Raw genomic sequence first — 25,827 nt, forward strand, 5'->3', positions numbered from 1 at the left:
TTTATTGACATTCCTTACAAAATTTTACATTATGATTGCTTTTGACAATAATCTATTATATATTTTATTTTGATAAAATAAATATAAATAATTTTTTAAGGAGAGTTTGTATGAAAAATTTAAAAGAAACTATGGTTAAAAAAGTGTCGCACTTTTTTGCGGCAGCTATTATGGTTTGTTTGCTTCTTGGATTTAATTCAATGAAAGTTAATGCTTACTATTATTATGGAGATATCAGTAATCTTAGACAAACTAATGCAACAACTAACAGTGCAACAATTCAATGGACTTCTGACGCAGAAACAGTTAAGTTCAATATTTATATTCGAGTTAATTCATCTTACCAATATAAATATTTCGGTTCTACGCAAGCAAAAAACTATACATTTGGTAATTTAGCAGATGGTACTGAGTATGATATTAAAGTAATCGGTTATTCAGCTTCAGGTGAAGAAGGCGATTACGAATATACTTATGTAAAAACTTTACCTAATACTGTGAAAAATTTAAAACAGGATAAATGGTATTATTTTATAAAAGTATTAAATGTTTCATGGAATAGAGCATCTGGAGTGGATGGTTATCAGGTTGAGCTCAAAAACAGCAGAGGTAAAATTGTTAAAAAACTTAATTATAATTCAGGTTATTATGATTCCGCGTCTTTTTCAAATATGAAAGATGAAATCTATACGGTTCATGTCAGATCTTATACTAAATTGAATGGAAAAACTTACTATTCAAAATGGTCAACTATTTTTTGTTTCAACCAGCCTAGAATCAAATCTGTAAAAGTTTCTGGAAAGAAATTAAAAGTTTCCTGGGGAAAAGTAGGTGGTGCAACCGGATATGATGTTTATGTTTCAACGAAAAAAACTTCCGGATATAAAAAAGTTAAATCAGTTGGAAAAAATACTACAAAAGCTACTATTTCTAAATTAAAAGGCAAGAAGTTCTCAGCGAAAAAAACTTATTACGTTTATGTTATTACCAAGAAAAAAATAGGAAAAAGAACTTATAGATCTTCTTCCTTATATTATTGGAACAACAAAAATAGTTCATTTGGATATAAATAAATAATGATTTACATATAATTAGAGGCAGAGCCAAAACGGCTCTGCCCTTTTAATTGGATACGGTATCTTTTCCTACTTTATCCATTTTCTCTATGGACAAGGTTTCAATATAATAAAAGACTCCATTGGAATCCTCTCCTTTTCTAAGAATTCCTGTTACTTTAATCCAATCTTTTACTGACTTAAAACTTGATAAGTCTTCCTTTGTATAAAATTCAAAGCTGACATAGCCCCCATTACAATAAGGACAAGTAGGTCCATATCTTCCAACAAATGTATAAGGTGCAAAATCATTAATAAAATAACCTTCTATTTCAACTACTTTTCCTTCATATTTGGGAAAATTCACATACCAGTCATTTATCTGGGTCTCATAAAGATTATCTCCTACCACAATATCTACATTACCATCAAAGTTTTTTTTGTCTGTTTCAATATCTTGCTGATAACCGACTCTTCCGGTATCATCGGGTGCTCCGAAATCTTTTTTTTGTTTCTTTTTGTCTGCCTCTTTATCCTTGGATTCCTCTTGTGATTTTGCTTCCATAAAAGCTTGATATTCCGGATCCCCTGTAGCATTTGGATCTTTTGACGCATTAGAATCTGAAGTTTGTTCTGAATTCTTAGATTTCATTTTATTATTAAAGGAAGCATTCTGGCGATTCCCACAACCTGTCATTGCATATATCATGATGCTGATAAAAACACAAAATAATAAGGTCTTTTTTTTATTTCTATTCATTCTGTTATCTCTCCTTAATCTTTTCGAATCCTGCTAATATGAAAAATAAAATAATATCAGCAATTACAATACTCGCCCCTGTAGGCGTTGAGTAAAGGAACGAGAAATAAATTCCTGCTACAAAACAAATAATTGAAAATATTGCGGAACATATTACAACAGTGAAAAAACGTTTACATATCCTCATCGCTGAAAGTGAGGGAAATATAATTAAACTCGATATAAGCAAGGTCCCCATGATCCGCATTCCCAATACTACGGTGACTGCAGTCAAAAGGGCAATCAGCATATTATACAAATTGCTGGAAGTCCCTGTTGCTTTTGCAAACGTTTCATCAAACGTAACAGCAAATATCTTATTATAAAAAATAACATACAAGACCAAAACTCCTATTGATAATATAATAGAAAGCCTAACATCTGATTCACTCATTGCCAAAATGCTTCCAAACATATAATTGCATACATCTGTATTCATCCCGGACGTAATAGAAATAGTCATAACACCGACTGCCAGAGCTCCACTACACAACAACGCAGTCGCTGCGTCTCCTTTTAACTTGCTGCTTTCTTTCATCCTAAGCAATAAAAAAGCTGCTATGACACAAACCGGAATTGCTAATGTAAGTGGTGCGGCATTCATTGCATATGCCACTGCTAAAGCTGCAAAACCCACATGAGAGAGGCTGTTTCCTATCATTGAATACCGTTTCAGAACCAGACTGACTCCTAGCAAGGAAGCACAAAGAGATACCAGAATACCTACAATTAACGCATTTATCAAAAACGGATAGGACAACATCTGCAAAAAATTATGTATCATTCATTCTGCCTCCTAAAAAAAATTTTCCAACTTCACTTTTTATATAGTCATCTTTTAAGCCGTAAAACAACTGCCCCTTTCCTAAATGTAAAATATGTGTTGCATAAACAACTGCTTCTTTAATATCATGGCTGACCATGATAATCGTCCTGTCCTCTTTTTTATTTAATTTCTCAATCAATCGGTACATTTCAGCTGACATTACCGGGTCAAGTCCCGTTACCGGTTCATCTAGCACCAACAGTTTTCTTCCGGCACAAAGGGCTCTTGCCAATAGCACTCTCTGCTGTTGACCTCCGGATAATTCTCTATAGCATCTATTTTTTAAATCACCAATTTCCAAAAATTCTAATTGTTTCTTTGCATAATCTTTATCTGATTTTTTGTAAAAAGGAAGAAACCCCTGGTTATTAAGTCTTCCTGACAACACCACTTCAAAAACACTTGCAGGGAAATCTCTCTGTACAATCGTTTGCTGCGACAGATAACCAATCTGTTTTTCCTTTAATCCATCGCCTAAAAATATACTGCCTGATGAAGGGTTCTTCAGTTGTAAGATTCCTTTTATCAAAGTACTCTTACCAGCTCCGTTTTCCCCTATAATACATACGAATTGTCCCTTTTCCACTTCAAAATTAAGATTTGAGATAACTGTCCTTCCTTCATAAGAGAAAGAAACATTCTTGCAATTGATCAGACTCATCTTAATTTAAGGCCTCCCTAAGTACTTTTGCATTCTGCTTCATAATTTCTATGTAAGTAATTCCTTTCTCAAAATCATCCTTGCTGACATTATGAATTGCATGCAGAAGTTCCTTTTTGGCACCTGTTGCACTACAAATCGAATCACACATTTCTTCGTTCGAAAATTCAATATGAAATACCACCGGTATTTTATCTTCCTTCACTTTTTCTACCAACTTTGTGACCGTCTCTGCACTAGCCTCCGTTTCAGTCGCGCAGCCCGGAAACGCTGAATAATACTTCAATCCATATGCTTTTACAAAATTTCGGAACGGGAATCTATCACCAACGATAATTTCTTTTCTGGCTGCATGATCAACAATATCTTGAAATTCGTGATCCAAATCGGCCAGTTGTTTCCTATAGAATTCTGTATTTTTCTTATAATCTTCTGCATGATTCGGATCTATTTCACAAAGTCTGTCGCAAAGCTTTTGAACAATCATAATCGTATATTTGGGAGATGTCCATACATGTGGATCTAATTCTTTTTCATTTGAATCCTCCGTCTGTACTGCATTTGTTTCACTTGTCTGTATTCCTTTTTGAGATGCTTTTACACATTCCATTAATGTAATCGATTTCTTCTCACTTTCTTTCATGGAATCTAAAATATCAGCCACCCATTGATTTGTTTCTCCACCAACATAAACGAATAGATCTGAATTCTGAATTTCTAAAATCTCTTGAGGCGTTGGCTCATAACTATGACTTTCAGCCCCTGGTTTCAAAAGAAGTTTCAAATTAATATGGTCTCCTGCAATCTGACGAAGAAAGTCATATTCAGGGAAAATGGTAGCAACTACATTCAGCTTCCCATTATCTGCTTCTGCTTTCGTAGGTTCCGCTTTTTTTCCGCATGAAGTTAAAGCTACCAGCATAACCACGCATACCAGTAACATAAATATTTTTTTATATATTTTTCTCATTTTAATCCTCCAATTTTAAATTAATTGCAATTATGAATAGAATAGCTTGTATTCAATCATCCATTCTCACCTTTAATTTAACCGGAGTTCTCAATAGAAATATTTGATTTTTAATGGGTAAACAAACTGCAGAAAAGCAGAAAAATACTATTAATAGAAGTACAGTTGGTATTGCCGATCCAATTTCATTGATCAAAGCTTCTGCTCTTTTAATCGCTGCACATATCGGACATTTTTCACCTGTACAATGATGATTTAAATGTTTAATAATAAAACCATGAGAAAAGATTGGGAGGAAAAGAATTACAATTACAAGAAAGCATGTCAACATTCGTTTTTTATCCATTATTAACATTTGTAACCTCCTAAATGCCGTCATCCCTAATCTGTATGTCTAAACACATATTGATATTATAATTATTTTCGGCATATGTCAATATTAAGTCGAAAAAAAGTCAGTAGAATATTTTAAAAATTCTACTGACTCTATTATTTTAACAGTTTATTATAAGATTTTATTTACTGGAAAACCAATTAAAATACGGCCAATTCCAACCTGAATTTGAATCTGAAGATCCTGATCCCTGGTTGCTTTCACTGTTAAGTAAAGCCTTTTCAATTAATGAATTAACTTTACTATTACTTAATAAACCTATATGAGTTACTCCAGGTACACTGATATTATTTGCTCCATTTAATTTTGATAAGCTTGACGCAACTATCATATCAGCGGTTCCTGTAATTGATGTTACATCTACACCTGATGGCGCACTAGATGTTACAAGTCTATTAGCTCCACCCAGAGTCACAAGTTTATCTACTTTTTGTGCTCCATTCATCTTGGTTATGTAATATAGACTGTTTGCTCCTCCCATACTGTGTGCAATAATATCAACTTTTGATGCACCTGTTTGAGCTAATAATTTGTCTACTGCATTTGAAATAGCTCTTGAATTTAGAATGTTATCTCCTGTCTTAGTCGGCAAAACAACAGCAGTCATTTGATCTCTGGACCAGCCTTTTGACACAAGATAATTCTGAATCATATAAAAGTTTGTACTGCTTCCTCCAAGACCATGTACCATTATTACTGGATTTTTATTACTTGCTGCAGATGCAAAAATAGTAGAATTAAATGTAAATACTGAAAGTAATACAGCAAAAATAATCAGTTTCTTTAGTTTCTTCATTAAAAAATACCTCCTATAAAACTATACTCACCTAGTTACTCATATTAAATACAAGCAAATATACTATCTAGAATTATATATTAATGCGTTGTATTTAACATTATCGTAATGCCTTGTTGCATTACCTGTAATATTTGTAACATTTTTGCAATATTTTGTCAATATCTTTTTGCTAAATAATGTAAATTATAGTGTTTGGTATTTTTTAATTTCTTCTCTGGCTTTATATATTTTAGGGAGCAATCCTTTTTTAAAGCATTTAAAAACACCATAATGCATATTTAATGTTTTATGGTGTCTTATAATTATTTTTCTTTAAATATTTACTACTTCCAATCCTCTGCGGTGATTTTAATATTTTCTTTTGGAAGCTCTTGTTGTTTCATTACTTTTCCAGTTTTTGAATTTATCATAGTAAATTTTATATTCCACTCACCATTTTCTGGAGTTTGTAGACATTGATATTGTGCACTAAAATAAATAATTGAACCCAAACTAACTTCTTTACATTCTTAAGACATAGATTTTGATTATTCTCTTTTTGTTCTTCCGTTAAAACCATGATAACGCCTCCATCATCTGATTTACGGATATCTGTAAAAAGATTTTGATCTTTATTCATTACTTTTGTATCAGAAATATAGCCTTCTTGTCCATCCGTTTGTGCAAATAAGGCATTAGATGGAATTAAATACCTTTTTGTTTTCATGTTACAACCATTACAAATGAACATGAATAATATACATATAACTCCTGCTTTCATTATTTCTTTTCTTTTTATCATCTCAATTCCTTTTTTTTCATTATTTTTTAACCCTACTTCCAATCTTCTCCAACAATATCAAGATTCTCTTTTGGAAACTCTATCTGTTTCACTATTTTATTTGTTTCTGAATTGATTATAGTAACATTTAAACTCCACTCACCTTTTTCCGGAATTTGAAGACACTGATAGCCTGCTAGATAAAACATAACCGCTCCTATATCTAATGTTGAAAAAGTTTTAAAAGTAGCATAATACGTAATTTCTGTATAGTCTTTATTTATCTCAATCGTATCTCCCAGTCCCTTGATTCCATCTGCAAACTTTTTCATATTTTTCAAATACTGGCTTTGCATATTCTTTTTTTGTTCTTCTGTTAAAACCAATAGAACGCCTCCATCATCCGTCTTTCGAATATCCGTACAAAACTTTTGGTCTTTATTCATTTCTTTAATTTTGGAAACAAGTCCATCCTGCCCATTCGTTTGTGCAAATAAGGCAGTAGAAGGAATTAAATATTTTTTCGTTTTCATGTTACAACCACTACAAATAAGCATTAATAAAATGCAAATAACTCCTACTTTAATAAATTTCTTTCCACAAATCATATTTCTACCTTGTATCATTTTTTATATTTTCCTTTCCCTTTTTTAATAATTTCATCCAACTAATCACCTATCCACGATAATAGATTCAATAATATCCATAAATGTGGATTTTTTCTCAGGAAATTCATCATAAGTACAATGGGCATTAATTACTAACTGTTTTTTATTAAAACTTGTAATAAAAAGAATATTAAATAAATCACGATCAATTGCATAAGATTTATACAACATAGCTCCAAACAGTTTACCATTTACCTCTTTTTTTCTTAATCCCCGATACTCAAATCCGGGTACTATCCTGGCATACACTTTAGCTTTTTCTTCTAAACAGGCTTCCATATCTTTTTCCAGCAACTCATGATCTGTCATCATAAAACTAATCACTGAATTAAGCTCTGATTCTTGAAAAACATATTGTGGAATATATTGTCCCGTATATACACTTTTAATTTCTTCTTCACTAATTTCTACAAATTCATCTGGTATACTTACTTTTAAACTTTCATTAAATAATTTTTTCAAATTCCTTCACCTCTATCATTTTATTTCTATAATTCTCTTTTACTAAATAAATGCCACAGCTGCAGCACCTCCGGTAACATAAATTAAAGCTCCAACTAAGACTACGCCCCCTACCACTAAGGCTCCATCTTTAACTTTATCCCAATCAATTTCATATTCGTTACTGGTCTCCGTAGTATCATTATCGCTATTATTTATTTTTTTAACCCCTACACATGAAGTAATTGTATTTTTTTCAGCAAATTCTTCAGAAACACTTGCACTTGAAGTTAAATTTCCATCAAAATCTAATGTAAAATCAAGACTTGAAGTTTTCTTCTCTTCACTCACTGAATATGTATTACTTATACCACCATCCAAATGAACTGTAAGTTCACTATCTATATCCCCTTCCGAAAATGCAATAGTCAAATTCTTCAAAGCCAGCTTCTGATTTTCTACCGTAGTCCCAAAATTGATTGGAAAATCACTTGAATAAGGGGTAAATGTTGTATTCACTTCATAAAAAGCAATCAGACCATTCTCCAGAGGAATTTCAATTTTATAATCAGAAGTCGTAATTGTTGTTGTATTCGGCATCTTTTTCACCACTGTTTCCATTATACGATTCAAATAGTTCATCTGTTCTTCTTGTGTCATTAGAGATAAGTCAACCTTAGAAATCTCTTTTTTCACTTCTTCGGCTATAATTTCTTTATAGATGTCACTATTTGAATTAAAATCTTCCAGTCTCATATTAAAATATACATTCTCACAATTTGTACTTGCATCAATTTCATCTAAATGAGAATTACATTTCTCTAAATCACTCTCTATTGAATCACATAACTTTTCAAAATTACTGTAATCTATATCATCTCTATGTGCCTCATCAAAAGTTTCAAAATCTTTTTTCAGACCTGCAACAAGACCTTTTGTTGCACCTTCTAATATGGAGCCTCCTCTTGAACCTGATTTTAGAAATAAAAATCCCTTTTTAACTTTTTCTGAATCCGGTATTGTAAAAGTTCCCATTTTTGTACACTTAGATTGTAATGTATTATATATTTCACTCACTCCATTTTTGTATTCGATAAAATCGGAACTGAAATCTTTAAAATCCTGTTGAATCAAGCGTAACTTATCTGAATAAATAACAGCTTCTTCTGAACTGTCTACTTCTTTCCCAAAGTCTTCTAAAAAGGATTTCTCCATTTTTTTTAATTCTACTAATGACAGGCATATATCATTTGCGATTTTCTTCTCTACTTCCTTTACAAAACGCTTTGCACTTTCGGCTTCTAAACCAGTATATTCTGAGTTCGTGATGAATTTGTCAAATGCCTGTTGCAGCACTTCTATTTTCTTCTTGATCTTAGAACAATCCGACCAATAATCCTTGAAATTTTCTTTTACTTTTTTTTTTTCGATATAAATCATTATTTTATCTCACCTCATTTCTTTATTTATCTAAATTTATTGTACTTGCTACTACTTCATCTATTTTTTTTAAATTTTTTTCCGATTGCTTCATAACCTTAATGACTTTTGAAACATGATTCTTATACATTTTAACCATTTTAATCATTCGATTTTGCGCTTCTAAATATGATTCAACCGATTCTGTACCGGGACTTTTCATTTTACTATTTGTAATGTCCTTCAAAATGTCTTCCACTCCGGTTTCTATTTCTTTCACGATCTTTTCATAACTGGTGTATTCCATTTTCGTTTCTTTTTGATTGTTTGTGTTTCCCATACTAGCTCCTCTCTCCTCATTCAAACTTAATCTTCACCCTCAAAAGATAAAATTTGAGCTTTCATTGCATTTATTTGGACTTGAGTCCTTGTTATTTCTTCATTGGTCTTTGCAATTGCCGCATTGATTTCTTTCATTAAAACTTCACAAGCATCGTAATAATTTTTGATTTCAGCAGTAAGATTCTTTTTGACATTTTCTGCTATTTCTTCTTTCGTTCCCTGCCAAAGTCCATTTCGGCTTATATCATATGCTACTACTTCATCCTGCAAATTTATAATCTGACTCATTTTTGCATTAAGCTTTATTTTTTCTTCCTCCAAAGTCTGTAAAATAGTTTCCATTTCTGTATTTTCCACAAACAGTACCTTTAACTGACTTGTCAATTTGATTTTATCACCTATATTAACTGCACCAAACATTTATTTCCCCTCCTGATAATAATTTATACAACTTAATAAACAAGCATATCCCTACACTTTACTATAATCATAGTTTACGTAATACTTCAATAGTTTAAGGGAAAATATGGTAAGTGTCAATATAAAACTAATGTATTTATTGTTATTTGAACTGGAATTTTAGGCAAAGAAAAACACCAGTGAATTTTCAAAAAAATCCACTGGCAACCTTCTTTAATATATTTATTTCAGAGAGGAGGAAGTCCTTTCCCCTATAATCTTATTTTCTTTTTTCAATGTTTTAAATCCTATATGAATTGCATTTACGGGACATTCAGAAACACATTCTCCACATCGTATGCACTCAATTGAATTCGGGTTTTTTAAAGGATCTACATCCATTTTGCATACTTTACTGCATTTTCCACAATCTACACATTGATTTTTGTTTACTTCCAAGTGATATATACTGATTTTATTCAACAATCCATATATGACTCCTAGTGGACATAATGTTTTGCAAAAGAATCTGTAAATACTAAGACTTCCTATAATTACTAAAATCAAAATTATCATTTTCAGACTAAATAAGTTTCCAATGGTCTGCTGTAATTCTTTATGTGTCGCAAGGAGCGGAATTCCTCCTTCTAATGTGCCTGCCGGACAAATAAACTGACAAAAGGCCGGTTTTCCGATTCCCATATAATTTGTGACTGCAATTGGTAACAAAATAACAAATACAATCAATACAAAATATTTAATATACAGAAATCCTTTCCATAGTTTTATTTTAGGAAATGGAATCTTATGTAGTAGTTCTTGAAAGAGTCCAAATGGACATAAAAACCCACAAACAAACCGTCCCAGTAAAACCCCTATCGCAAGTAAGAATCCAATAACATAAAAACTGAATTGGAAATCCATTGAACTACTGACTGCCTGTAATGAACCTATCGGGCAAGCCAGATTTGCAGCCGGGCAGGAATAGCAGTTTAATCCGGGATTACAAAATTGCTTCCATGACCCTTCATATAGCTTCCCGCCAATAAAATTTCCCATATGTACATTTGTAAATCCAAAAGCTGCTACTTGAATCAACTTTCTCTTCACTGTATTTTTCAAAACCAATTCATTTTCACCCCAATCCTATACATTCAAGACAAATATTAACGGCTTTATTAAGAACTACTTCCATTTCGCCTCTGTTTATTCCATATATAATAAACGCAGCCGATAATATACAGGTAATTGTTTGTATCTTTCGTTTCAAGCTTTTACTCATTTAAGATAATCCTCCACAAACTTTTTATAACCTTCTACATCCGCACCAACGATCGGTTCTCCAACAATATTTCCTTCTTTATCAACAAAAAATGTTGTCGGTACACCTACGATACCAGACAAAAAACCTTTTAAATCTTTATTCCCAATAAGCTGTACAAAATCAGCATTTGCTTTTGTTACAATCTTTTCAGCAAGTTCTTTTTTTTCTTGATATTCTTTATCATTTTCTTCATCAATATCAGCAACAAGACCTACGATTTGTACGTTTTCCGGCAAATCTTTTGCCCACTCACCAAGTTCCGGCATTTCATCCATACATGGTCCGCAGAAGGTTCCCCATACATTTACTACTGTCAAATCTTTCTCTGCAAATATAGAATTTGTTATTTTGTTTCCTTTCAGATCCTTTGTTGTAAAAGAAGGCATCTTAGTAGGAAGCTTCGTCTCATTTGACTCTAACTCAATTGGAATAAATTTAAGGTTTTCTTTTACTGTTGTCATATAATTTCTGCATTCTTCATACTGCTTTTTTTCTTCCTCACTCATACCTTTTGTATCTTCTTTTGGAATGGAAAGCAAATAGACATAACCATCATTATTTCCAAATTTAATTGTATTATTAAAACCAGATAGTTCATCTAATGTTTTCCCTGCTTCCATTTCCTGTTTGAATTCCTTTTCTTCTAACAACACGATATTCATGATACACTTAGAATGTGTGTACAACTTCTTATAAAAAGCATCTTCCACTGGTTTAGTCCGTTCTTCCGCCTTCATATCAATCATTTCTTCAAATAGCTTATCTGTAATAGGTTTATAATAATAAAAAATTGATATAATAGGCTTACCACTTTCATTTTCATTATATCCTTCCAGTTTTACACCTTTATCAATATATTCTTTTGAAATTTTAAAAGAGAGTCCTCTTTCTTTTACTTTAGTAACATCACCTTCTGGTTTGCTATCCGTTTGTGTGACCGCTTTGCTTCCACAACCTGCAAGCATGGATATTATCATGCAGACAGAAAAAATCATTGTTATCATTCTTTTCAAAATCTTTGAATTCATTTTTGTAGTCTCCTTTTTAATTATTTTTACTTGCCATATCAGCTTAACACAAAAAATAGATAAAATATTTAATTTGTCTTTAATTCGATATTTTGTGTCATAAAAAATCTTAAGTATAACAGTTTATGACAAATTTTCTACTTTCACGACATCGTTGTTGAAAAATTATGCTAAAAATCATTCTCTGTGATGATGATCGATTCACACTTACCATTTTTTCAGAACTCCTACAAGAAGCAATCAATAGGCTTTCTATATCTGCAAATATTTTGTGTAGGGCTTCTTCTACAAATGAACTTCTTAACTTTTTGAATAAGAATCCGGATAATAATTACATCTTCTTTTTGGATTTAGATATGGGTAATGATGAATTAAACGGTCTTGATTTGTCCCGTATCATTCGTAATCGATTTCCTGCATCTAAAATTGTATGGCTATCCACATATAACTCTTAACTCCTATGCTGATGAAACATTCTTTATACAAAGCCTAAATATAAATTTTTGAAGTTTACTGTTTCAATATCTCAAATACAGGTTTACAAGCCGGATATATTTCCTTAAACTTTCTGTATTTTTCTTCATACCGGGCTGAAAGCTCTGCATCTGGTTCTAATGTCTCTGTCACCATAACTAATTTGTTGGCAGCTTCTTCAACGGAAGCATATTCCTTACAGGCAACAGCTGCCAAAATAGCGCTTCCAAATGCCGGTCCTTCTTCTACTCGTATGGACTCTACCTTGATATTTAAAATATTTGCAATTATAATTCGCCATAACAGACTTTTTGCTCCACCACCACATATTCTGGCACATTTTATTGAAATTCCATTTCTTTTTGCTATTTCTAGAGAATCCCTTAATGCAAATCCTACTCCTTCTAATACTGCCTGTGTCATATCTTCTCTGCTAGTATCCATCGACATACCAAAAAAAACCGCTCTGGCATTAGGATTGTTATATGGCGATCGTTCTCCCATTAAATATGGTAGAAAAAATATCTGATTCTTTCCCAATTCAAAAATATCTTGTTGCTCTTTCACAAAATCTCTGGTCTTTAGAATTTCTTCCATCCACCATTTATTACAAGAAGCTGCACTTAACATACATCCCAAAAGATGATAGTTACCATCTGCATGCGCAAATGCATGAAGCGCATTGTTTGAATCTTTCACGAATTGACGAGCAGAAATAAAAATTGTTCCACTCGTGCCAAGAGAAATATTACATTGACCTTCTCCTACAGTCGCAGTCCCTATTGCTGCGGCTGCATTATCACCGGCCCCTGCGGCAACTTTACATCTTGATGGTAGAGATAATAATTGACAAACTTCGGGCAACAATGTTCCTACTACTTGATGACTTTCATAAAGCACTGGCATCCATTCTTTACGAATACCGCAGATTTCCATCATTTCATTTGACCATTTCTTGTTTTTAACATCTAAAAGCAAGGTGCCTGAAGCATCTGAATAATCAGTACTATGTATCCCCGTCAATCGATAAGAAAGATAATCCTTAGGCAGCATTATTTTATCAATTCTAGAAAAATTCTCTGGCTCATGCTTCCTAATCCATAATAATTTTGGTGCAGTAAATCCTGCAAATGCAATGTTTCCTGTATGGGATGCTAATTTTTCTTTCCCAATCTTATAATTCAAATACTCTGTTTCCTCAGTTGTTCTTCCATCATTCCAAAGAATTGCCGGTCTTATCACTTGATCCTTTTTATCCAAAATGACTAAACCATGCATTTGTCCTCCAAAACTAATCCCCGCAACTTCTTCTTTACAATAATCAGCTAATAATTCATTTAATCCATCTACAGTCTTTTCATACCACTCCTCTGGATTCTGTTGTGACCAACCGGGCTTTGGATATTCCACCGGGTATTCTTTGGATACTATCTTTTGAATTGCACCATTTTGATTCATTAAAAGAAGTTTTACTGCTGAGGTCCCTAAATCAATTCCTATATAATACATGATGATCCCCTTTCCCTGTTAAGCATAAGAGCCTTTATTCAAATGGATTTTCTGTTGGGTATCGTACTCCTTTTGCCTGATTAAATCCGATTTCTTCTACTGGTATTCCTATATATTTGAATACTTCGAACAAATTTTTTCCATAATGTCCAAAAGCAACGGCGCCATGATGAGGATAATTTCCTTCTATTAATACATGCCGATAAAACCTTCCCATCTCTGAAATTGCAAAAACACCAATGCTGCCAAAGGAACGGGTTGCTACAGGCAATACTTCTCCTTGTGCAATATAAGCACGCAGCCTGCAATCTGCTGTACTTTGTAACCGAAAGAAAGTAATGTCACCCGGAATAATATCACCTTCTAATGTTCCTTGTGTTACTTCTTGCGGAAGATTTCTTGCCATGATCATTTGATATTTCATTTCACAGAACGAAAGCTTAGATGACGCTGTATTCCCACAATGAAATCCCATAAAAGTATCCTGAATTTTATAATTGAACTTATCTTTTATCTCTGCATCATACATATCTTTCGGTACAGAATTATTAATATCCAATAGGGTGACCGCATCTTCACTGACGACCATTCCTATGAATTCGCTTAAAGCACCATAGATATCTACTTCACAAGAAACCGGATAGCCCTGTGCAGTAAGACGGCTGTTCACATAGCAGGGCACAAAGCCAAACTGTGTTTGAAAAGCAGGCCAGCATTTTCCGGCAACGGTCACAAACTCACAATGCCCTTTATGTTCTTCGATCCAGTCCTTTAAAGTTAACTCATACTGAGCCAGCCTTGGAAGAATTTTAGGTATTTTATTTCCCTCTCCTAATTCCTCTTCCATTTCTTTCACAAGCTCTGGAATTCTTTGATCTTCTTTGTGTTTTTGAAAGGCTTCGTATAGATCTAATTCTGAATTTTCTTCAATTTCTACTCCCAAATCAAATAGTGGCTGGATTGGAGCGTTACATGCCATAAAATTCAACGGTCTTGGACCAAAACTAATGATTTTCAATTTATTCAGTCCTAGAACCGCTCTTGCTATCGGTTCGAATTCATGAATCATGTTAGCACACTCTTTCGCATCTCCTACAGGATATTCAGGAATATATGCTTTAATCTTTCGCAGTTTCAAGTTATAACTGGCATTTAACATACCGCAGTATGCATCCCCCCTGCCTTGTATTAAATGTTTTCCGGATTCCTCGGCCGCTGCAATAAACATTTTAGGCCCCTCAAAATATTCAGCTAAAAGTGTCTCTGCAATTTCAGGACCAAAATTCCCTAAGTAAACAACTAATGCATTACAGCCTGCTTTTTTAATATCTATACATGCCTGTTCCATATGAATTTCGCTTTCTACAATACAAATCGGACACTCATAAATATTTTTTTCTGCATACTTTTCCTTATATGCATTCACTACAGCCTTACACCTGTTTACGGAAAGACACTCCGGAAAACAATCCCTGCTTACTGCTACGACACCGATTTTCAATTCAGGTATATTTGTCATATGAAATCTCCTCCTTATTTTAAGAATTCTCTACAATATAACTTTTTTCAAATATCACTTTGCTTTCTAAACGAATATCTCTGGAAGACGCACCGACACGCAGCAAATATTCTCCCGCTTCTATATAAAAGGCATTCTTCTCTTCTTCATAATAGGAAAATGCTTTCATATCTAGTTGAAATGTAATCTTTTGTTTTTCTCCCGGCTCTAAAAGTACCTTTTGAAAACCTCTCAGCTCCTGATCAGGTCTTTCCAAAGATGACTTCTTCGGATGTACATAAAGCTGGACAGCTTCTGCTCCTTCTCTTTCTCCAACATTCGTCACATCAACTGCGACCAAGACTGTTGGCATATTTGTTTCTTCTACTTGTATCAATAAATTGTTGTATGAAAATTCTGTATAAGAAAGCCCATGTCCAAAACAAAACATTGGTTCTACTTTCACTTTATCATAATAACGGTATCCTACAAAAACACCATCTTTATAAGTAACTATCTCTTCTTTGGCAAATTCGCCTAACTTATATGGAAATGTATCTTTTTCACTTTTCACAAATGTTTCCGCTAACTTTCCAGACGGATTTGCTTCCCCAAAAATAATTTCAGCCAATGCACGACCGCCTTCCATTCCAGCATAATATGACCAAAGAATAGCTTTTGCCTTATCAGCCCATTTCGTCATATCCACCGGAGAACCTGCATATATAACTACAATTGTATTCGGATTCGCTTCTAATAAGGCCTGAATCAATTCATCCTGTCTGTAAGGCAGCTTCATATTTTCCCGGTCTAAACCTTCCACATCATAATCATGATTCAGACCACCGACAAAGATTACTTCTTCACAATTTCTTGCCACTGCAACTGCTTCCTCAAGCAGTGCTTTTCGTTCGATTTCTAATTGTCTTTCTCTGTCTTCACTTAATTTTGCCTTTCTTCTGGTTCCTGCCAGTTCCATACTGGTAGCGTTCTCCGTTTCCTGCCTGTCAAGACTGCTTTCCTGCCAATTGGTGTCCCCGATTTCTGCTTCAATCGGCTCCTTATAACCTTTTGCATAAACAATTTGGGTATTTCCTCCTAATTCCATATGAAGGCCTAATAAGGGAGAAATTTCATATAATGCTTTAATTTCTGCACTTCCTCCACCCAATGCATGCACTTTTTCTGCATTCAGTCCGATGACACCTAATTTTTTTAGTCCTTTCTTCTGTATCGGAAGTCTGTTCTCATTATTTTTTAATAAAATAATAGATTCTTTCGCTGTCTGATAAACGGTATCTCGATGAGATGCTGTATTATATGTTCCCGGCTTTCTATTCTCTGCTTCCGCACCTATTATTTTTAATCGAAACATCAATCTTAAAATATTACGTATCTTAGCATCAATATCGCTTTCATCTATTTCGTTTTTCTTCACTGCTTCCAATAGAGGTCGTGCAAAATTATATTCATCGAAATTGTTGTCAACAGACATCTCAATATCAATAGGGGCTTGTGCTGCTTCTTTCGTGTCATGGATACCTCCCCAGTCACATACTACCAGACCATCATATTGCCAGTCTCTTCGGAGTACACGGCCTAACAAATGTCTGCCATGGCAACAATGTTCTCCATTCAGTTTGTTGTATGCTCCCATTACAGAATAGCATTCTCCCTCTTCCACTGCTTCAAAAAAAGCCGGATAATAAATTTCCTGTAACGTTCTTTCATCCACTCTGGTATCTACCCATAGTCGTTCTGTCTCTTGAGAGTTTGCAGCAAAATGCTTCACACAGGCCGCTACGTCATTTTCCTGTACTCCTTTTACAAATGGTACAGCCATTTGTGCTGTCAGATAAGGATCTTCACTCATATACTCAAAGTTGCGACCGCATAATGGACTTCTTTTTATATTAATACCCGGCGCCAAGATAATATCTTTTCCACGGCCTCTGGCTTCACATCCAAGAACTTTACCGCTTTCATAAGCTAATTCTCTATTCCAGGTAGATGCTAAAGCACTATTACTAGGTAAATATGTAACATAATCTTCTGTCGTACAGGCTGCTTCCCACTTTCCATCTAAAAATTCTGAGCGAACCCCCATAGGTCCATCTGACATAAAAAGCGATGGAATTCCTAATCTTTCGACTCCGCCAGTTCGAAATAACCCGGCTCCATGAATCATACCGATCTTTTCTTCCAGTGTTAATTGTTCCACTAGTTTTTCAATCATTGTTTCATCTACTCTCATAGCCGCTTTATACTTCCTCTCTTTTAGCATTTAACTACATATAACAACACCGTCAGATTTGCAACTGATACGTGCATTCTTTCCTTCCATAGTCACGCTTCCATTCGTAACCTGAGCAATTGTTTGATTCATAAGCAATACCGTATAAGGCATATCAATACTGACTGTAATATAATATTTTCCTTCCAGAAGACTCACTTTAGCCTCTGCTGCTTTATCCATATAATTGTTGTAAATAACAGTAGTTACTGTTTCTCCTTCTGCTAACCGGTATACACGAAAAGTTACACCATCTGCATAATTATAATCCGCTCTTTCTGCATTTTCCTTCACTGCTAATAAAGATCCTTCTTTTACATAGAGAGGTATTTCTAAATAACTGCAGTATTCTTCGTACCACTTTCCACCGGTCTTTACTTCACCTGTATTGAAATTAGTCCAATTTCCTTCTGGCAGATAAAATATCCCTTTGCTTTCTTCATTAAAAACCGGTGCCACTAACAGGCTGTCACCAAACATATATTGTTTATCCAAATAGGCACAATTTCTATCTTCTGTAAATTCTAATACCATACTTCGCATCATTGGTACTCCGGTCAAAGAAGTTTCAACCGCATTTCGATAAATATATGGCATCAGCGCTGCTTTCAAAAGAGTAAACGTTTTTACTACCTCCACTGCTTCCTCATCATAGACCCAGGGCACTCGATAAGAAGTACTTCCATGTAAGCGGGAATGGGAAGATAGCAGACCAAAGGCCGCCCATCTTTTATATACATCAGGTGTAGACGTATGTTCAAACCCTCCAATATCATGACTCCAATATCCAAATCCAGACATCATAAGGGATAATCCTCCCCTCAGACTTTCCTCCATGGATTCGTAATCAGACCAGCAGTCACCACCCCAATGAACAGGAAATTTCTGACTTCCTGCAGTTGCAGAACGTGCGAATAAAACGGCATCCTCTCTCCCTCTTTTTTTCATTAAAAGTTCATATACTGTCTTATTATATAAATATGTGTAAAAATTGTGCATTTTTTTAGGGGCAGAACCGTCAAAATACACGACATCATCAACTGGAATTCTTTCTCCGAAATCGGTCTTGAAACAATCAACTCCCATATCCAGTAATTCTTCCAATTTCGAAGCGTACCACTCACAAGCATTTGGGTTCGTAAAATCGATCAACGCCATTCCCGGCTGCCACATATCCCATTGCCAAATATCTCCATTCGTCCGCTTCACCAAAAACCCCTTTTCCATACCTTCTGAAAAGAGGATGGACTCCTGCGCAATGTAAGGATTTATCCATACACAGATATTCAGTCCTTTTTCTTTGATCCGCTTTAACATAGCCTTTGGATCAGGAAATACTCTTTCATCCCAAACAAAATCAGACCAATGAAAATCCTTCATCCAAAAACAATCAAAATGAAATACCCGTAGTGGAATACCCCTCTCAATCATTCCATCAATAAAATTCATAACGGTCTCTTCATCATAATTGGTAGTGAAGGAGGTAGACAGCCATAATCCAAAGGTCCAGGGGGCCGGAAGCGAAGGTTTTCCAGTTATATCAGTAAAACGTTCTAATACATCTTTCATAGTAGGACCATTTAATAAGTAATAATCCAAACTTCCTCCTTCCACAGAGAATTGCGCTTTCGTCACCATCTCCGAAGCCAATTCAAAAGATACCTTCTCAGGATGGTTTACAAATACACCATATCCCTTATTTGAAAGATAGAACGGAATATTTTTATAAGACTGCTCTGTACTGGTTCCACCATCTTCGTTCCAAATATCAATACTCTGCCCATTTTTTACAAACGGTGTAAAACGCTCACCGGTTCCATACAACAATTCTCCTACTCCAATACTTAATTGCTGCCTTATATAGGTATCCTTATAATCTCCTTTATCATAGACCTGCCCACGCCAGTCTGTTTTCATCAATGCCAAATCTCTAGTGCCGCTTTTGGTAATTACTTCTCCATCACGTCTATAAGTCATATTCCCATTTTCTTTTTCAATCTCTAAGGTCAGATTTCCACTGGTGATCGTTATCACTCCTTCTGAATCAATGACTTCTAACGGAATAGTATCCTTTACTACTAAATCAAACTCAGGTCCTTTTTTAATGTGTCCCAGAAAATGAGAGGCCTGTATTCGAATAACATTTTTCATCGGAGAAGTAATGGTAATTGTTAAGTTAATACCTCCTAATGTATCGCCTCTATGGTTAATCTTTTGGGTAGGGGCACATAAGATTACTTTTTTTTCTTCTATTTTTGTAAAATATATCTCCTGTGGTGAAAAACATTCACAACTTTCTTTTTGCAGCCAGCATCCGTTACTAAATTTCATAATGATTCCTTCCTCCTTCTTTAAAAAAATATCTTTAAGTTGATTTTAAAACTTTTACTAAAAAAATAATACCATTCTTTTTATACTAAATTACATTTATAATTTGAACTAAATTAAAAACCTCTAGAATCTACATTAAATATGTATAATTTTTACTATTTTGATACTTCACATATTGTATTATACTGTTTTAGAACAGAGTGTTGTTCCAGAAATGGAGGGCATGTCTTATGAAAGTAAGGCTACAGAAATTGCAGGAATACTTAAGTAAATCGAAAGTCAGTCAACAACTTTATCAGACATATCTGACAGCTGTTCTGATTCCTGTTATTATTTTAGGGATTTTACTGACATCATATATTCATAATATATTAACAGGTTATTATCATGACCTCGCTATCTCTGAAAATACCCGTATAAAGACTATACTTTTTGAGATTACCACACAGGTCTATCATTTATCTGAAGAAATAAATAACGATAAAAACCTGCTTACCATTTTGTCTGCAAATAAGAAGAATATTGAAAAAATTAAAACGAATATAAATGACTATACCATTACCAACAAGTCTTTTTATAATTATGCCGAGATAGAAGATGTTACTATCTATACAGATAATTACTTGGCCTATACGAAATACAACCAAATCATTCCAATTAATAAAAAAATCAAAGAAACAAAATGGTATCAAAATGCATTAAATCATGATGAAATTTTCTGGTTTCCTATCAAAACTACAGATAAATATGGAAATCACTATTATCATATGTCATTGGTCCGAAAGATCCCTATGATCGATTCTACTCATACGGCTGTAATGGTCATAAAAATAAGTGACAATTATTTAAACAGCTGTATTCAGAATAATCAATATACTACATTCGTATCGATAGACCAAAATTATATTTCCTATAGTTCTGATCGCAGCCTATATGGCAGTATGCCGTCTATACCTATTGATTATGATACTTTATATTATCAGAAAAACGGAAAAGTTAAAGTAAGAGGAAAACCTTGTATGGCTTCTCTTAGTACCATGTATCTTTATCAATCAGATTGCAGGCTCTATATCTGCATTTTAGACAAAACAGCTTATGCCCATATATACCGTATCCTTGCACTTTGTATGGTTTTAACTGCGATCAGCCTATTAGCCCCGATTGGAATTATATATTTATTTACTTCCTATTTTAATCATCGTATCCATACACTTCGACATGTAATGCATAAGGCTAGTAATGATGATTATAATCTGTCTACATCTTTAAATGGCAAAGATGAACTTTACGAAGTATTCTCTGATCTTGAAGTTCTTCTTCAAAAGATCAAAAAGAAAGAAGCAGCTATTTATCAGGCTCGTATTAAGGAACAGGAACTGACGAATAAGCAACAAAAAATTGAATTTAAAATGCTGGCAGCCCAGATCAATCCACATTTTCTCTATAATACGCTTGAAACGATCCGGATGAAAGCATTTACAGCCGGAAACCAAGAAGTAGCAACGGCAACCAAATTATTAGGAAAGACAATGCGTTATGTTCTCGAAAATACAGGAACTGCATTCACCAAGTTGAATCGGGAACTTGATTATGTAACAAATTATATTAGGATTCAAAAACTTCGTTTTGAAGATAAAGTGAATTATAAAATTAAAATTTCTTCTGATATCCGACCATGTGATTACCCGATTCTTCCACTATTGTTACAGCCTATTGTAGAAAATTCGATTCTTCATGGTCTAAAACATATTGATAATAAAGGATATATTGTTATCACTGTCAAAAGCCGGAATTATGAACATTTAATCATTCAAATTTGTGACAATGGGATTGGGATGACCGAAGAAACATGCAACGCATTGGTAAATCGATTACATACTCCTGATTTAAAATTGAACTCAAATATTGGTTTATATAATATCTGTCAACGTATCCGTCTCTGCTATGGTGAAAAGTATGGGTTGAGCTTTATCAGCCGTCAGAATCAAGGTACCTTATTTACTCTGACACTCCCATTGAATCCAACGACCCCGGAATAACATTTCAAAGACGGCGAATCATTTCGAATTGGAGGATTTCATTTGAAAAAACTTAAACATCTGATACTATTTTCCACTATTTTTTTATTCATGTTAACAGCTATAATAGTTTTTCAACATAATAATCAAAAAGATAGTCCCTACAAGGATTTCCTTGTTATCGATGTCTTTGATTCTTTGTCAAATTATCAGGGTTTGCAATCGGGATGGTTTGCCAAAATAGTAAAAGATAAGTTCAATATGAAGTTAAATATCATCGCTCCCAATGTGACCGGCGGCGGAAATACTCTCTTTGAAATGCGTTCTGCATCAGGAAATCTGGGAGATTTGATTATCAGTACCGGAGATATTAAAATATTGCAGCGTTTGGCTAGTTCCGGATTAATTCTTGATATGTCTGATATGTTGAAAAACAAAGACATAATGCGTTATCAGCATGCGATTGCTTCCTTAAACAATCAATTATTGCAAAAGGGTATTTATGCGATACCCAGTGAAATATCCAATTGTTCACCAACGACTTCCAGTGAGGGAGCGGACTTAGATTTCGGTCCATATATTCGTTGGGATTTATATAAGAGCCTCGGATATCCTGAAATGAATACACTTGAAGATATCCTTCCTATTTTAAAAAAAATGCAGGAAATGAACCCGAGAAGCGATAATGGCGAACCTGTTTATGCATTTTCATTTTTTCCTGATTGGGATAACAATATGATGAATGCAGCAAAACAGCCCTGCTGTATGTATGGTTATGATGAAGTCGGTTTTGTATTAGCCAAAGCTGACGGTAGTGATTATCAAGATATCTTATCTGATGATTCCTACTATCTTAGAGTACTTCATTTATATTTTAAAGCAAATCAATTAGGGCTTGTCGATCCTAAGTCACGTAATCAGTCCTTCCAAGAAGTATATGATAAATATGCCGATGGTGCTGTCTTGTATTCTCCATGGCCCTGGTTAGGAAAAGGTGCCTTCAACAACACAAAGCACTCTCAAGAAGGCAAGGGATTTCTCTTCGCTCCCATCAAGGATATGAAAATATACTCCCATGGATGTAATCCGCTAGGCAATCAAAAAATGGTCATTTCCATTGGTTCACAAGCAAAAGATCCAAAAAGATTAGCCGATTTTATAGACTGGCTTTATTCTTCAGAAGGAATCCGTACAGCCTGTGCATCTGCATCCAATGATGCTTCCGGTCCGGAAGGCCTGACCTGGAAAAAGACCGAAAATGGTCCCATCCTTACTGAATTTGGTAAATCTGCTTTTTTTAGTAAAGATGCCCTTGTGCCTGAGAAATACGGGGGCGGCAGTTGGAAAAATGGCATTTGTGCCTTAAATTATAAACCTGTCTCACCTGTGGATTGTGATGACGAAGGAATACCGTATCATTACAGCCTCTGGAAATCAATACGTGATATGATGAATTCTCCACTTGATATCGATTGGAAGAATTTTATGAAAGCAGATTCGACCTATGAATATCTAAAAAAGAATGACCAGATTTTATTAGCTCCAGGTTATATCTATCAATCTTCAGATACTTCTTCTGAAATAGCTGCACTACGAAAACAATGCAGTAAGATTATCGTAGATTATTCATGGAAAATGGTATTTGCAAAAGAGGAAGAAACTTATTACCAATTATTAAGGGAGTGTAAAAAGATCGTAAATACTTTGGGTTATAAGAAAGTTGTAAGTTTTGATATTAAGGCCGCAAAAGACTTATATAAAGCTAGAATTGATATTGTTCATAATTATAAGGAGGTAACAAAATGATAGAAAATCCAAGCATTAAAAGTATTTTATATGGGGGGGATTATAACCCTGAACAATGGCCGGAAACAATTTGGCACGAAGATATGCGGCTGCTGTCTTTGGCAAATATTAATGTTGTAACTCTTAACGTCTTTAGCTGGGCTAGTCTACAAGAGGATGAGACTACTTATCATTTCGAGAAATTAGACCGCATTATGGAAATTGTCAAAAAAAACGGGCTCTCTGTGTGTCTTGCAACCTCAACCGCTGTTCATCCGGCATGGATGGCAAGAAAATATCCGGAAGTACTTAGGACTGAATTTAACGGCATGAAACGCAAATTTGGAAGTCGGCATAATTCCTGTCCTAATAGTCCAATTTATCGGAAATATTCTGTTGAATTAGCCAGAAGACTTGCAGAACGTTACAAAGATTATGATAACATCATAGCCTGGCATATTTCCAATGAATTTGGCGGAGAATGTTACTGTGAAAACTGTGAAAATGCATTTCGGGAGTGGCTCAAAAACCGTTACCACACAATTGATGAAGTAAACCGTGCATGGAATACTGCTTTTTGGGGACATACCTTTTATACTTTTGAAGATATTGTTTCTCCTAATCTTCTAAGCGAGCACTTTGATTATGATCGCACTACATATCAACCCATTTCACTTGATTATAGAAGATTTATGTCTGACAGCCTGCTAACTTGTTACCAGGAAGAAGCAAAAGCAATCCGTACTATTACACCAAATATTCCAATAACAACTAATTTAATGGGATTCTATAAATTATTAGACTATCATAAGTGGGCAAAATCTATGGATTTCATCTCTTGGGATAATTACCCTGCTTATGATAATTCTCCTTCTTCCACTGCAATGGCTCATGATTTGATGCGTGGTTTAAAACAAGGAAAACCTTTTGCTTTGATGGAACAAACGCCAAGTGTAACCAATTGGCATCCCTATAATGCTTTGAAACGCCCAGGACAAATGCGCCTTCTCAGTTATCAGGCAGTCGCTCATGGAGCTGATACCATTATGTTTTTCCAAATGCGCAGAAGTATTGGAGCCTGTGAAAAATATCATGGGGCTGTCATTGATCATGCTGGTCACGAAAATACGCGTGTTTTTCGGGAAGTTGCTTCTCTTGGTCAAGAACTTCGTTTTCTTGGAGATACTTTGTTAGGTTCTAGAATACAAGCAAAAGCAGCTATTATATTTGACTGGGATAACTGGTGGTCTGTCGACTTCTCTGCCGGCCCTTCATGCTTATTAAAATATTATGATATCATCCTTCATTACTATACCGCATTTCATACACAGCATATACCTGTAGATATCATTAGTGTAGAAGATGAATTATGTAAATACGACGTTGTCATAGCTCCTCTGCTCTATATGACAAAAGCAGGGTCTGACGATAAAATACGAACCTTCGTCAAAAATGGGGGTACTTTCATGACCACTTTTTTCAGCGGTTATGTGAATGAAAATGATTTGGTAATAACCGGAGGATATCCGGGACGTTTAAGAGATATCTTGGGAATCTGGGTCGAAGAAGAAGATGCTCTTATTGAAGGAGAAGAAAACAGTTTTACATATGAAGGTATCACCTATCCTGCACGCATTATTTGTGATTTATTACATAGTGAAGGAGCCGAAATACTATGCTCCTATGAAAAAGATTTCTATTCCGGAATGCCTGTTATCACCTGTAACCATTTTGGAAAAGGGCTAGGGTATTATATGGGAACCATATCAGATCTCTCCCTGACTAAGACTCTTTTAAGAAAACTTTGTAAGGAAAAGCAAATTTTACCTATTATTAATGGACCGGAGCATTTAGAAGTTTCGATTCGCGAGAATGTAAATGGAAAATTTTTATTTTTGTTAAATCATAATTCCAAAGAGATTTCTATCTCTCTCCCTTACCACGCAACAGAATTATTGTCGAAACAGACTTATCAGGTAAATGATGCCCTGATCTTATCCGGCTATGCTATAAAAATATTAAAACTATTATAAA

General features: G+C 34.4%; 24 protein-coding genes. 5 read left to right on the forward strand and 19 right to left on the reverse strand.

Annotated elements, in window-relative coordinates; all coding sequences use genetic code 11:
* Window positions 1-110: 110 nt before the first annotated feature.
* Window positions 111-1,073, forward strand: coding sequence for a fibronectin type III domain-containing protein (locus DWV06_RS07965; protein WP_115481652.1), 963 nt, complete (start codon window positions 111-113; stop codon window positions 1,071-1,073).
* Window positions 1,074-1,122: 49 nt separating this feature from the next.
* Here DWV06_RS07965 and DWV06_RS07970 read toward each other — a convergent pair whose 3' ends face one another.
* The 15 genes from DWV06_RS07970 to DWV06_RS18820 form a co-directional block, all read right to left on the reverse strand.
* On the reverse strand, window positions 1,123-1,815 hold the full coding sequence (locus DWV06_RS07970; RefSeq protein ID WP_115481653.1) for a TIGR03943 family putative permease subunit: 693 nt from the start codon (window positions 1,813-1,815) through the stop codon (window positions 1,123-1,125).
* Window positions 1,816-1,819: 4 nt separating this feature from the next.
* The gene (locus tag DWV06_RS07975) at window positions 1,820-2,638 is read right to left on the reverse strand and encodes a metal ABC transporter permease (protein WP_115481654.1); all 819 of its coding nucleotides are present in this window, start codon (window positions 2,636-2,638) and stop codon (window positions 1,820-1,822) included.
* Complete coding sequence (locus DWV06_RS07980; RefSeq protein ID WP_115481655.1) at window positions 2,628-3,341, reverse strand: metal ABC transporter ATP-binding protein; 714 nt, start codon at window positions 3,339-3,341, stop codon at window positions 2,628-2,630. The genes DWV06_RS07975 and DWV06_RS07980 overlap by 11 nt, the downstream gene beginning before the upstream one ends.
* Window position 3,342: 1 nt before the next feature.
* Window positions 3,343-4,311, reverse strand: a complete 969-nt coding sequence (locus DWV06_RS07985; protein WP_115481656.1) for a metal ABC transporter substrate-binding protein — start codon at window positions 4,309-4,311, stop codon at window positions 3,343-3,345.
* Between the two features lie 52 nt (window positions 4,312-4,363).
* The gene (locus tag DWV06_RS07990) at window positions 4,364-4,666 is read right to left on the reverse strand and encodes a hypothetical protein (protein WP_115481657.1); all 303 of its coding nucleotides are present in this window, start codon (window positions 4,664-4,666) and stop codon (window positions 4,364-4,366) included.
* A gap of 160 nt (window positions 4,667-4,826) precedes the next feature.
* Complete coding sequence (locus tag DWV06_RS07995) at window positions 4,827-5,501, reverse strand: esterase/lipase family protein (RefSeq protein WP_115481658.1); 675 nt, start codon at window positions 5,499-5,501, stop codon at window positions 4,827-4,829.
* Window positions 5,502-5,922: 421 nt separating this feature from the next.
* Complete coding sequence (locus DWV06_RS08000) at window positions 5,923-6,327, reverse strand: hypothetical protein (protein WP_115481659.1); 405 nt, start codon at window positions 6,325-6,327, stop codon at window positions 5,923-5,925.
* Window positions 6,318-6,890 (reverse strand): hypothetical protein, encoded by a 573-nt coding sequence (locus tag DWV06_RS08005; protein ID WP_115481660.1) that lies wholly within the window; start codon window positions 6,888-6,890, stop codon window positions 6,318-6,320. The genes DWV06_RS08000 and DWV06_RS08005 overlap by 10 nt, the downstream gene beginning before the upstream one ends.
* Window positions 6,891-6,935: 45 nt before the next feature.
* Window positions 6,936-7,394: a hypothetical protein gene (locus DWV06_RS08010; protein ID WP_115481661.1), complete on the reverse strand. Its 459-nt coding sequence runs from the start codon at window positions 7,392-7,394 to the stop codon at window positions 6,936-6,938.
* Between the two features lie 42 nt (window positions 7,395-7,436).
* Window positions 7,437-8,813 carry a hypothetical protein gene (locus DWV06_RS08015; protein ID WP_115481662.1) on the reverse strand — a complete coding sequence of 459 codons (1,377 nt, stop codon included), beginning with the start codon at window positions 8,811-8,813 and terminating at the stop codon, window positions 7,437-7,439.
* Between the two features lie 22 nt (window positions 8,814-8,835).
* Window positions 8,836-9,132 (reverse strand): hypothetical protein, encoded by a 297-nt coding sequence (locus DWV06_RS08020; protein ID WP_115481663.1) that lies wholly within the window; start codon window positions 9,130-9,132, stop codon window positions 8,836-8,838.
* Window positions 9,133-9,158: 26 nt separating this feature from the next.
* Entirely contained in the window at window positions 9,159-9,554 is a 396-nt protein-coding gene (locus DWV06_RS08025; RefSeq protein ID WP_115481664.1) for a hypothetical protein, read from the reverse strand.
* Between the two features lie 222 nt (window positions 9,555-9,776).
* Window positions 9,777-10,661 carry a 4Fe-4S binding protein gene (locus DWV06_RS08030; RefSeq protein ID WP_115481665.1) on the reverse strand — a complete coding sequence of 295 codons (885 nt, stop codon included), beginning with the start codon at window positions 10,659-10,661 and terminating at the stop codon, window positions 9,777-9,779.
* Window positions 10,662-10,668: 7 nt separating this feature from the next.
* Window positions 10,669-10,815: a CD1871A family CXXC motif-containing protein gene (locus tag DWV06_RS18625; protein ID WP_193726009.1), complete on the reverse strand. Its 147-nt coding sequence runs from the start codon at window positions 10,813-10,815 to the stop codon at window positions 10,669-10,671.
* Complete coding sequence (locus tag DWV06_RS18820; RefSeq protein WP_235828919.1) at window positions 10,812-11,885, reverse strand: TlpA disulfide reductase family protein; 1,074 nt, start codon at window positions 11,883-11,885, stop codon at window positions 10,812-10,814. The genes DWV06_RS18625 and DWV06_RS18820 overlap by 4 nt, the downstream gene beginning before the upstream one ends.
* Window positions 11,886-12,052: 167 nt before the next feature.
* On the opposite strand from DWV06_RS18820, the gene DWV06_RS08040 reads away from it, so the two are divergent.
* The gene (locus tag DWV06_RS08040; protein WP_115481666.1) at window positions 12,053-12,340 is read left to right on the forward strand and encodes a response regulator; all 288 of its coding nucleotides are present in this window, start codon (window positions 12,053-12,055) and stop codon (window positions 12,338-12,340) included.
* Window positions 12,341-12,395: 55 nt separating this feature from the next.
* On the opposite strand, the gene xylB is transcribed toward DWV06_RS08040, so the two are convergent.
* Genes xylB through yicI form a run of 4 tightly spaced genes read right to left on the reverse strand, consistent with a single transcriptional unit; the run spans window position 12,396 to window position 19,990 of the window.
* Window positions 12,396-13,868, reverse strand: coding sequence for a xylulokinase (xylB, locus tag DWV06_RS08045; protein ID WP_115481667.1), 1,473 nt, complete (start codon window positions 13,866-13,868; stop codon window positions 12,396-12,398).
* Window positions 13,869-13,902: 34 nt separating this feature from the next.
* Window positions 13,903-15,387, reverse strand: a complete 1,485-nt coding sequence (locus DWV06_RS08050; RefSeq protein WP_115481668.1) for an L-fucose/L-arabinose isomerase family protein — start codon at window positions 15,385-15,387, stop codon at window positions 13,903-13,905.
* A gap of 19 nt (window positions 15,388-15,406) precedes the next feature.
* Window positions 15,407-17,620 (reverse strand): beta-glucosidase family protein, encoded by a 2,214-nt coding sequence (locus DWV06_RS08055; RefSeq protein ID WP_235828920.1) that lies wholly within the window; start codon window positions 17,618-17,620, stop codon window positions 15,407-15,409.
* A 30-nt stretch (window positions 17,621-17,650) separates the two neighbouring features.
* Complete coding sequence (gene yicI, locus DWV06_RS08060) at window positions 17,651-19,990, reverse strand: alpha-xylosidase (protein ID WP_115481670.1); 2,340 nt, start codon at window positions 19,988-19,990, stop codon at window positions 17,651-17,653.
* 230 nt (window positions 19,991-20,220) lie between these two features.
* Between yicI and DWV06_RS08065 the strand changes: the two genes are divergently transcribed.
* Genes DWV06_RS08065 through DWV06_RS08075 form a run of 3 tightly spaced genes read left to right on the forward strand, consistent with a single transcriptional unit; the run spans window position 20,221 to window position 25,826 of the window.
* Complete coding sequence (locus DWV06_RS08065; protein ID WP_115481671.1) at window positions 20,221-22,029, forward strand: sensor histidine kinase; 1,809 nt, start codon at window positions 20,221-20,223, stop codon at window positions 22,027-22,029.
* A gap of 42 nt (window positions 22,030-22,071) precedes the next feature.
* Window positions 22,072-23,814 carry a type 2 periplasmic-binding domain-containing protein gene (locus DWV06_RS08070; protein WP_115481672.1) on the forward strand — a complete coding sequence of 581 codons (1,743 nt, stop codon included), beginning with the start codon at window positions 22,072-22,074 and terminating at the stop codon, window positions 23,812-23,814.
* The gene (locus DWV06_RS08075) at window positions 23,811-25,826 is read left to right on the forward strand and encodes a beta-galactosidase (protein ID WP_115481673.1); all 2,016 of its coding nucleotides are present in this window, start codon (window positions 23,811-23,813) and stop codon (window positions 25,824-25,826) included. The genes DWV06_RS08070 and DWV06_RS08075 overlap by 4 nt, the downstream gene beginning before the upstream one ends.
* The last annotated feature ends 1 nt before the right edge of the window (window position 25,827 follow it).

It is taken from the genome of Anaerosacchariphilus polymeriproducens, assembly GCF_003363435.1.
Classification (GTDB): domain Bacteria; phylum Bacillota; class Clostridia; order Lachnospirales; family Lachnospiraceae; genus Anaerosacchariphilus; species Anaerosacchariphilus polymeriproducens.

What these genes read in the sequence shown, in the direction of transcription:
- DWV06_RS07965 (WP_115481652.1), top strand. Translation starts at nt 111, where the DNA reads ATGAAAAATTTAAAAGAAACTATGGTTAAAAAAGTGTCGCACTTTTTT.
- DWV06_RS07970 (WP_115481653.1), bottom strand. Translation starts at nt 1,815, where the DNA reads ATGAATAGAAATAAAAAAAAGACCTTATTATTTTGTGTTTTTATCAGC.
- DWV06_RS07975 (WP_115481654.1), bottom strand. Translation starts at nt 2,638, where the DNA reads ATGATACATAATTTTTTGCAGATGTTGTCCTATCCGTTTTTGATAAAT.
- DWV06_RS07980 (WP_115481655.1), bottom strand. Translation starts at nt 3,341, where the DNA reads ATGAGTCTGATCAATTGCAAGAATGTTTCTTTCTCTTATGAAGGAAGG.
- DWV06_RS07985 (WP_115481656.1), bottom strand. Translation starts at nt 4,311, where the DNA reads ATGAGAAAAATATATAAAAAAATATTTATGTTACTGGTATGCGTGGTT.
- DWV06_RS07990 (WP_115481657.1), bottom strand. Translation starts at nt 4,666, where the DNA reads ATGTTAATAATGGATAAAAAACGAATGTTGACATGCTTTCTTGTAATT.
- DWV06_RS07995 (WP_115481658.1), bottom strand. Translation starts at nt 5,501, where the DNA reads ATGAAGAAACTAAAGAAACTGATTATTTTTGCTGTATTACTTTCAGTA.
- DWV06_RS08005 (WP_115481660.1), bottom strand. Translation starts at nt 6,890, where the DNA reads ATGATACAAGGTAGAAATATGATTTGTGGAAAGAAATTTATTAAAGTA.
- DWV06_RS08015 (WP_115481662.1), bottom strand. Translation starts at nt 8,813, where the DNA reads ATGATTTATATCGAAAAAAAAAAAGTAAAAGAAAATTTCAAGGATTAT.
- DWV06_RS08020 (WP_115481663.1), bottom strand. Translation starts at nt 9,132, where the DNA reads ATGGGAAACACAAACAATCAAAAAGAAACGAAAATGGAATACACCAGT.
- DWV06_RS08025 (WP_115481664.1), bottom strand. Translation starts at nt 9,554, where the DNA reads ATGTTTGGTGCAGTTAATATAGGTGATAAAATCAAATTGACAAGTCAG.
- DWV06_RS18625 (WP_193726009.1), bottom strand. Translation starts at nt 10,815, where the DNA reads ATGAGTAAAAGCTTGAAACGAAAGATACAAACAATTACCTGTATATTA.
- DWV06_RS18820 (WP_235828919.1), bottom strand. Translation starts at nt 11,885, where the DNA reads ATGAATTCAAAGATTTTGAAAAGAATGATAACAATGATTTTTTCTGTC.
- DWV06_RS08040 (WP_115481666.1), top strand. Translation starts at nt 12,053, where the DNA reads ATGCTAAAAATCATTCTCTGTGATGATGATCGATTCACACTTACCATT.
- xylB (WP_115481667.1), bottom strand. Translation starts at nt 13,868, where the DNA reads ATGTATTATATAGGAATTGATTTAGGGACCTCAGCAGTAAAACTTCTT.
- DWV06_RS08050 (WP_115481668.1), bottom strand. Translation starts at nt 15,387, where the DNA reads ATGACAAATATACCTGAATTGAAAATCGGTGTCGTAGCAGTAAGCAGG.
- DWV06_RS08055 (WP_235828920.1), bottom strand. Translation starts at nt 17,620, where the DNA reads ATGAGAGTAGATGAAACAATGATTGAAAAACTAGTGGAACAATTAACA.
- yicI (WP_115481670.1), bottom strand. Translation starts at nt 19,990, where the DNA reads ATGAAATTTAGTAACGGATGCTGGCTGCAAAAAGAAAGTTGTGAATGT.
- DWV06_RS08065 (WP_115481671.1), top strand. Translation starts at nt 20,221, where the DNA reads ATGAAAGTAAGGCTACAGAAATTGCAGGAATACTTAAGTAAATCGAAA.
- DWV06_RS08075 (WP_115481673.1), top strand. Translation starts at nt 23,811, where the DNA reads ATGATAGAAAATCCAAGCATTAAAAGTATTTTATATGGGGGGGATTAT.